This window comes from Treponema sp., from assembly GCF_024696245.1.
Lineage (GTDB): Bacteria > Spirochaetota > Spirochaetia > Treponematales > Treponemataceae > Treponema_D.
Genome location: NZ_JAILGZ010000022.1, coordinates 1 through 6,849 on the forward strand (window position 1 = coordinate 1; position 6,849 = coordinate 6,849).

The 6,849-nt window shown below is 34.9% G+C and carries 7 protein-coding genes; 5 read left to right on the forward strand and 2 right to left on the reverse strand.

The features are described 5' to 3' along the window. Positions 1 to 98 precede the first annotated feature (98 nt). Complete coding sequence (locus K6D58_RS01550) at positions 99 to 1,040, reverse strand: hypothetical protein (RefSeq protein WP_296826840.1); 942 nt, start codon at positions 1,038 to 1,040, stop codon at positions 99 to 101. A 14-nt stretch (positions 1,041 to 1,054) separates the two neighbouring features. Next, on the reverse strand, positions 1,055 to 2,059 hold the full coding sequence (locus K6D58_RS01555) for an RluA family pseudouridine synthase (RefSeq protein ID WP_296826842.1): 1,005 nt from the start codon (positions 2,057 to 2,059) through the stop codon (positions 1,055 to 1,057). Between the two features lie 137 nt (positions 2,060 to 2,196). Between K6D58_RS01555 and K6D58_RS01560 the strand changes: the two genes are divergently transcribed. The 5 genes from K6D58_RS01560 to K6D58_RS01580 form a co-directional block, all read left to right on the forward strand. Then, positions 2,197 to 3,531: a hypothetical protein gene (locus tag K6D58_RS01560; protein WP_296826844.1), complete on the forward strand. Its 1,335-nt coding sequence runs from the start codon at positions 2,197 to 2,199 to the stop codon at positions 3,529 to 3,531. Then, positions 3,528 to 4,814, forward strand: coding sequence for a 4Fe-4S dicluster domain-containing protein (locus K6D58_RS01565; RefSeq protein WP_296826846.1), 1,287 nt, complete (start codon positions 3,528 to 3,530; stop codon positions 4,812 to 4,814). Before K6D58_RS01560 ends, K6D58_RS01565 begins: the two co-directional genes overlap by 4 nt. Then, positions 4,804 to 5,886 (forward strand): RnfABCDGE type electron transport complex subunit D, encoded by a 1,083-nt coding sequence (locus K6D58_RS01570; RefSeq protein ID WP_296826848.1) that lies wholly within the window; start codon positions 4,804 to 4,806, stop codon positions 5,884 to 5,886. The genes K6D58_RS01565 and K6D58_RS01570 overlap by 11 nt, the downstream gene beginning before the upstream one ends. Then, on the forward strand, positions 5,879 to 6,394 hold the full coding sequence (locus K6D58_RS01575; RefSeq protein WP_296826850.1) for a hypothetical protein: 516 nt from the start codon (positions 5,879 to 5,881) through the stop codon (positions 6,392 to 6,394). Before K6D58_RS01570 ends, K6D58_RS01575 begins: the two co-directional genes overlap by 8 nt. Position 6,395: 1 nt before the next feature. After that, positions 6,396 to 6,849: hypothetical protein (locus K6D58_RS01580; protein ID WP_296826852.1), on the forward strand; the 454-nt coding region annotated here is incomplete at its 3' end.

Consider the following 6,849-nt stretch of genomic DNA (forward strand, 5'->3'; position numbering starts at 1 on the left):
TAAAAAAAGACGCCGTCCATTAGAAAAGACTGATAAAACAGAAAAGAAAGCTCCTGTCCGCAATAAGAGCCTGGCTTAATTTTTTATCAACTGATACTTCAGCTTTTTATTTTCTGAATGAGGTTTGTAAAAGGATTTCTTACGGAAATGGATTTTTCCGGTGATTTAGCAGAAGCTTTATTCATGGTTATTTTGTCAATTACAATGCTTACTTCTTCTATAAGAATTCCTGTAAAGCGTTCAATATTTTCCACGATATACTGCTGCATGTTACGGATTTCTCCGGTAAGCTGTTTGCCAAAAGGAACATCAACGGTGACTATCAGCCTGTAACCATGGGAATCTGTTTTAATATTAAGCTTTTTAACTTTTACAGCCTGATCAAATTCATTGATACAGTGCATTGTCATCTGACTTAAGGCAGCTTCTGAAATTTCTATCCGTCCTTTTTTACTGAATTCAGGAGTTACGATGGATTTTTCAGACATGGCACTTTCTTTACGCTTAAAAATCTTATGGGAACTTTTAGAGATAATCTCACGTATTGATTTTGAAAATATCTGGGAATATGTCTTTTTAACTTCTATGGCTGGAACAGGAATTACATGTTTACCTTCTACCTGACGGCTTCTAATGGCTTTTTCAATTTCTTCCCGGCTGGCAATATCTTCAATCTTTATGATTTTTTCAGGAGGAGGCAGCTGAAGTCTTGTGGCAATTTTAGTAACCATTTTTTCGCTGGTACCAATAAGCAGAATCTTCTTAATTTTTGATTTAAGGAGAATTTTTGCAACTTCATCCCTGTGTTCCTTGTCGTCAAAAAGGGCAACCCTTACTGCTCCAAGATAAGTTTTTTCATGTTTTGCTGATTTTCCCCCAAGAATTTTTTCATCCTGAATTAAAAGCCCGTCATCAATCATGGCTTCAATTCCATACTTCTGGGTTAAAAGCTTTGCACGAAAACTTTTTCCTGTTCCGCTTTCACCAACCAGTGCATATACTTCTATAGAATGATTTAATAATCTCTTAAAAATACTCATGAAAACCCTTTTGTTTAAATTATACTTTCCAAATTATCTATTTTCAAGGAAGTTTTTAGAAAACTCATATAATTGTCAGGGAGGGGGCAGGTAATCTCTTCCTGAATGTTAAGGGGATTATCTGCAGGAAGGTTTAATTTCCATGCATGAAGGTAAAAACTTCCGGAACCTCCACCATAAGCACTGTCTCCCAGCAAGGGATGTCCTCTGGCTGCACTTTGAGCCCTTATCTGATGCTTTCTACCCGTTAAAATCCTTAACAGTGAAAAAGTTACAGCTTTACCATTAAAAATAACATTTTTTAAGGGCTTAACTATAGTAATACATTCTTTTGCGCTGCTGCTCTCATCTTTTTTTAAAAGATAAACCTTGCTTTTTCCATATTTTTTATTTTCAGTCTCCTGGGAATCCAGACTGTCTGTCCATGTTTCTTCTTTTTTTACAGTACCGTTTAAAACTGCAAGATAAGATTTTACCAGTTTGTGGTCAGCAAGGGCTCTTGAAAACCATCTTGCACCTTCCATACTCATTGAAACTGCAAGAATTCCGGAAGTATATTTGTCCAGACGGTGCAGGGGTGCAGGGGTAAATGACAGTGACCGGTTATCCTTAAAGGCTTCCTTTATGCTTACGGAAAGAGCTTTTTCTCCTTTAACGGCAGGCTGAACATTTATACCGGATGGTTTATTTATCATCATAATGTGTTCATTTTTAAATAAAATTTCATAGGGAAATGGAATATCCTCTTTTTTTTCAGAATCGTATTCAGACTCTTCATCAGACTCGTTTTTTGACTTTTCGGCTTCCTGTCCCAGTAAAAAAGCTGCTATTTCTATGGAATCACCTTCATTAAGAAGTCTGGATGCCTGGCATTTACTGCCATTCACCTTTACCAGCTTTTTACGGATCACTTCCTGGGCATTTGATTGAATCTTACGGTCTGAAAATATTTTTTTGATTACCCGGTCCAAGCGTCTGCCGGCATCATCTTTTCCTGTGGTGAAAATTTTAAAATCCATGGGTAATTTTTTTAGTTTCCTTCAATTTCTTATACATATTATAGAATTAAAATCAAATATGTGCTATACTGCTTTAATTCATGAAGTACATTAAAAAAATAGTTCTGCCCTTATTAATTATTTTGCTCACTTTGCTAATGCTCTTTATTTTCAGGGTAGTTCCAGGTGGCAAACTCTGGAATAACTATTCCGTACTTTATGTAGAAGCTTCTATTCCGGAAAATACAGTTTTATCCATTCTTGAAGAAAGCGGCTGTTCCCAAATAATTTCCCTTTCAAATCAGCTGCCTCCCTTTATTTCTACTGTTACACCTGTTCTTCCTGCATCCTTTAATGATTATCTTAATAAAAGACTTAACTATTTTTACGACAGGGACGGGGATTATAAACTTTACTACGTTAAAAAAAGCCAGAAAAAGTATCTTGAAAGTGCAGTTGAAGTAATTAACAATAAACTTACTTCTAAAACAGGTATTGATACCCGTGGAAATTATCCTGTAATGGTACCTCTTGCCTGTCTCTTTGCCTTTATTTTATTACTTATATTTTCTGACAATAAAATTCTTTTTGCCTTATCATCATTTATCTTTCTTTTGCTCTCTGCCGCAGTACCCTTTTATCCAACAGCCTGCGGAGTACTCATTTTAATGTCAGTTTTTTTTATCTGTCAGCGCCTGTGGAAGAGAAAGGGAAGTCTTATAAAAATGCTCCACAGCTTCAGGTTAAAGCTTCTTTCCCTGACAGCCCTTGCTGTTATACTTTTTAATTCCCTTACCTCAGCTTTACTGGGAATTCTTGCGATTTCTGCATCTATTTCTTCAGTATTTCTTTACGGCCAGTTTATGTTATGGAAGGACTCTAAGGCTTCCTTTGATTACCTTCCTATTTTTTCTGCAGGACAAATAAGCCTGTTTACAAGAAAATCCCTTAAAAAGATTCTTCTTGCTCCGGCTTTTATTCTGATTCTTATGGTTTTCTTTATTACAGACACATCTTTTGCAACTGTAAAAAGTAATGATGTTCTTGAACTGCCTTCTCCGGTAAAGAATTCTTCCCAAATATCAGCAGACCTTCCTCAGACTCAGGATTATTATGACTGGTCCTGGAAAATGCTGAGTTTTCCATATAAAAACCTCAATAAAGATGATCTTGAAGCAGCTCCACACATGGGAGACTCAGTTTCCATTCCTTCTTATGAAAAATCTTCTGAAGGTATAATTCAGTGGGACAGAAAGGTCCTTACTTATGATGACGAGTTTATTGACAGCATGGATAATCAGGTAAAGGATTCAGGGCTAAATATAATTGAAAATATTTTAATTGATCAGGGCAGGGATTTAAAATCAGGTTATACCAGCTCAGGCAGGAATGAAAACCAGAATTTTATCTGGAGTTTGATTCTTATAATCATAAGTGCTATTGTTATACCATTAATCTGGTTATTCCAATTTTTTGCTGGAAGAAATAAATGAAAAGTATTAAGAATTTTGTACACACAGAACGTCGTGAAATAAAAAAATCAGTCCGCTCATTTTTACCTTTGTATGCTTATATTCCATTAAATCAGCTGGATGAAGGTAATTACGAAGCAACTGTAAGTAAAGGGGATACAGTTAAAGAAGGGCAGATTATTGGCTTTCTTCCCCAGAACGACCACAGCTCCGGTGCTGATGTAAATGCATCTGTATCCGGAATTGTTGATTCCATTACTCAGGTTACTCTTCCTGATGGAAAAACATCTGCTACTGTAAAAATCAAAACAGGTGGAAAATTCTATTATCTTGGAAAAAAGATTCACGAAATTGACTGGAAAGCTAAATCAGCTGCAAAGCTTCTTTCTGAATTCAAAAACAAAGGAGTTGTTAATACATTTTCAGGAACTTACTCCCTTTCTGATCAGATAAAAGAGTGCAGTCTGGAAAAAAACAGATTTCTCATAGTAAGGCTTTTTGACGAAGATCCAGGTGTTCTTACAGATAGTTTTGTTTTTAACCACTTTACTGCAGAAGTTGTAAAAGGTTCACATATTATAGCCCGGGCAATGGATGCTGACGGAATTATTTTTACCGTAAGTAAAAATATGGTTGAGCTTCCTGATCTTTCTTACATTGAAGATATTCCGTGCCTTCTTTGCGAAGTTGATACAAATAAATATCCTTCCGGAACAAAACAGGACCTTATTAAAAATATTAGAAAAAATGGTTCTTCCATAAACAATAAATTCAGGAATGTAAACGGTAACTGTATTTTTATTGACAGTGTAACAGCTTATTCAGCATGGGAAGCATGTGCAGCAGAAATTCCTGTAGTAGAAAGATTTATTCATATTTGCGGAGAATGTATTAATTCTTCTGCAGTTTTAAGGGTAAGAATTGGTACTCCAATTGAAAACATTGTAAATCAATGTGGTGGTTTTAAATCAGAAAGCAACCTTATTGTTATTAACGGAATGTTAAAGGGCAGTGCAGTATCATCCCTTAACATACCAATAACAAAAAGTGTAAAAAGCATAGAATTTACAAAGCATACAGAAATGAATGATACAACTGTAAGCAGCTGTATTCATTGTGGACGCTGCCGCAGTATTTGTCCTGAAAATCTTTATCCTGACCTGATTTTTAATTACAGAAATGATAGAGACCTGATAAAAACTGCAAGTCTCTGTTCAGGTTGTAATCTTTGTAATTCAGTATGTCCGTCAAGACTTTCTTTAAGTCAGACAATTTCTTTAGTGAGGGAAAACAATGCAGACTAAAATAATGTATAAAAAGCATTCCATTACTCTTACACCATTTATATATTTAACACCTTCAGTTTCAACTTCTTCAAAGATAATCTTATCTGCCCTTATTCTGCAGGTAATAGGACTTGCAGTTACCAGAAGTTTTTCTGCTCTTATAACAACCGCATGTCCACTTGCAGCTTCAATTCTTTGTGAAGCAGCTTTCCGTTATTGCAGAAAGAATTATAAATATGATTATGTAATTGCCGTAATTCAGGGATTACTTACAGGACTTCTTGTTCCTCAGACATATCCTCCTGTAATTGTATTTATTACAGCCCTTTTATGTTTTGCAGGAAGTAAATATGTATTCGGTAATTTTGCAGCCAGCTGGGTTAATCCATCGGCTTTAACCATAGCAATGCTCTTTTTCCTTGATTCATCATTTTTCCCTGGTTTTGAAATTACGGCACATTCCCTTCAGTCAAGAAATGCAGCATTAAACCTGATTCAGAATGGAAGCATAAAAACATTTTCTTTTGATTATAAAATTACTGATTTCCTTAATAAAAATATTTTTTCTTTCTTTAAAATTGCCATACCTGACGGTTATATCAGCATGATTGTAGATTCAGGTTCTTTTATACCGGCCTTCAGGTTTAATCTTCTTACAATTATTTCCCTTGTACTTTTTATTTCCTATTCAATAATTGATTATATAATTCCGGGAATATTTATAATGGCCTACATGCTTTTAGTAAGGCTCCTTCTTCCTGTTTTTATCAATGGAACTCCTTTGCAGGGAGATATGATTCTTGCACTTTTCTCCAGCGGTACTTTATTTTATGCAACCTACCTTATTCAGTGGTATGGAACAGCACCTTTAACCAGAACAGGTAAGTGTTTATACGGTTTTGCTGCAGCTATTTTTGCCTTTATAACAGCAGGATTTGGAACTTCTGCAGCAGGAATGGTATTCGTAGTCCTTATGTTGAATCTTTTAAGCCCTCTTATTCAGTATTTTGAAAACAAAGGGGCACAGAAATGCATCAAGAAAAATCTTTTACCTAAAGTAGAGATGATAAAGGAGACAGAAAATGTCTGAAGAATTCACTGAAAATTCTCCTGAAGAAACAAATATACAGATTGAATTTTACAAAAAACAGCTTATAAAACTTGGATTTTTTGTAGCTGTAATTGTAGTTTTATGCGGATTAATGCTTGCTCTTTGTCTGACTTCAAAAAAATCCTATTCCAAAGGGCTTAAAGCACAGGTAAATTCTATCCTGAACAAAAATTCTTTTGATGATATGGCGGATAAAGAGATTAAATTTTCATCCCTTTTATCTACTACTGCATCAGCCTGGCAGTTAAAAAATAATCCGGATTCCTATGTTTTTATTATCAGGGTAACTACAATTTATTCATCCGTTCCCTGTGTATTTATCTATGATTCAGTAAAGGATAAGGCTGATTTCATTGATTTTAGCGAAATATCTGCAAAAGCACGTAAAAATATAAAACAGTCAGGCTATTACAACCAGATTAATTACTGGAAAAATAAAATTCCTTCTCTTGTAAAAGCCAATATCAGTCATAAAGAGGAAAAGTAAAATGTCCTTAAAGAAAACAAGCATCTATAACATACTTATACAGTCAATGGCTCTCCTTGTTTTTATTCCAGGAAGGCTAGCATACGGAATATTAATTTTAACGGCCTATAATTTCTTTATCCTTACAGGAACTTTATCAAGAAAACTCATAGACATACTAAAGCTTAAGGAACTTCAGGTTCCGGTTACTGCAGCTGTAGTAATTTCTTCGGCTGTAATATTCAAACAGATACTTAATTTTTACAGTCCCATGTCAGCCTTTGTACTTCATTTTGCCATTTATCTTGCTGCAACCTGTTCATTTATAGTAACTAAAATTCACATTCCGGAAATCCGCCCCCTTAAAGATGAGCTTAAAGCAAATTTTAAATACAGCGCTTCCTTTTCTGCCTTTGCAATTGGCTTTACTTTATTCAGGGATATTTTTGGTTATGGTACTATTTCTTTTCCTGTAC

Bases quoted from the DNA above. Each gene is read 5' to 3' on its own strand.
- K6D58_RS01550 (WP_296826840.1), bottom strand. From the start codon at position 1,040: ATGAGTATTTTTAAGAGATTATTAAATCATTCTATAGAAGTATATGCA.
- K6D58_RS01555 (WP_296826842.1), bottom strand. From the start codon at position 2,059: ATGGATTTTAAAATTTTCACCACAGGAAAAGATGATGCCGGCAGACGC.
- K6D58_RS01560 (WP_296826844.1), top strand. From the start codon at position 2,197: ATGCTCTTTATTTTCAGGGTAGTTCCAGGTGGCAAACTCTGGAATAAC.
- K6D58_RS01565 (WP_296826846.1), top strand. From the start codon at position 3,528: ATGAAAAGTATTAAGAATTTTGTACACACAGAACGTCGTGAAATAAAA.
- K6D58_RS01570 (WP_296826848.1), top strand. From the start codon at position 4,804: ATGCAGACTAAAATAATGTATAAAAAGCATTCCATTACTCTTACACCA.
- K6D58_RS01575 (WP_296826850.1), top strand. From the start codon at position 5,879: ATGTCTGAAGAATTCACTGAAAATTCTCCTGAAGAAACAAATATACAG.